General features: G+C 60.9%; 1 protein-coding gene. It reads left to right on the top strand.

Going from position 1 to position 749, the window contains the following annotated elements; translation table 11 throughout:
* The coding region (locus GJ688_RS20380; protein ID WP_207708852.1) for a hypothetical protein at nucleotides 1-749 on the top strand (749 nt) is incomplete at both ends.

The following is a 749-nucleotide window of genomic DNA, read 5'->3' as shown; positions in this document are numbered from 1 at the left end:
CTAGTCGGAACCACGGCAACTTCGGGTACGCCCTCCGTCGCCACCGCAGCCGTCAATTCCGGCACCGGCAAGATCGATATCACCTCCGTCAGTGCCGGTACAGCGACCATTACGGTAGAAGATGCATCGAACCACCAGGCCACCATCGCCGTGACCGTCGGGCCCGACGGAGCGATTACCGTCGGAACCATCACCAAATACTCTGTCGTATTCAGCGCCGCCACCGACAGCACCACCGCCAATGATATGTCCACCTTAGGCTTGGTCGGAACCACGGCAACGTCGGGTACGCCTTCCGTCGCCACCGCAGCCGTCAATTCAGGCACCGGCAAGATCGACATCACCTCTGTCAGTGTCGGTACGGCAACCATTACGGTGGAAGATGCGTCGAACCACCAGGCCACCATCGCCGTGACCGTCGGGCCCGACGGAGCGATTACCGTCGGAACCATCACCAAATACACCGTCGTCTTCAGCGCCGCCACCGACAGCACCACCGCCAATGATCTGTCCACCTTAGGCCTAGTCGGAACCACGGCAGCATCGGATACGCCTTCCGTTGCGACGGCAGCCGTTAATTCCGGCACCGGCAAGATCGACATCACCTCTGTCAGTGCCGGTACGGCGACCATTACGGTGGAAGATGCGTCTAACCACCAAGCCACCATCGCCGTGACCGTCGGGCCCGACGGAGCGATTACCGTCGGAACGATCACCAAATACACCGTCGTCTTCAGTGCTGCCACCGA

This window comes from Heliobacterium mobile (assembly GCF_009720735.1).
GTDB lineage: Bacteria > Bacillota > Desulfitobacteriia > Heliobacteriales > Heliobacteriaceae > Heliobacterium > Heliobacterium mobile.
The sequence above is the reverse complement of the archived record's forward strand: the minus strand, read 5'-3'. Positions and strand labels throughout refer to the sequence as shown.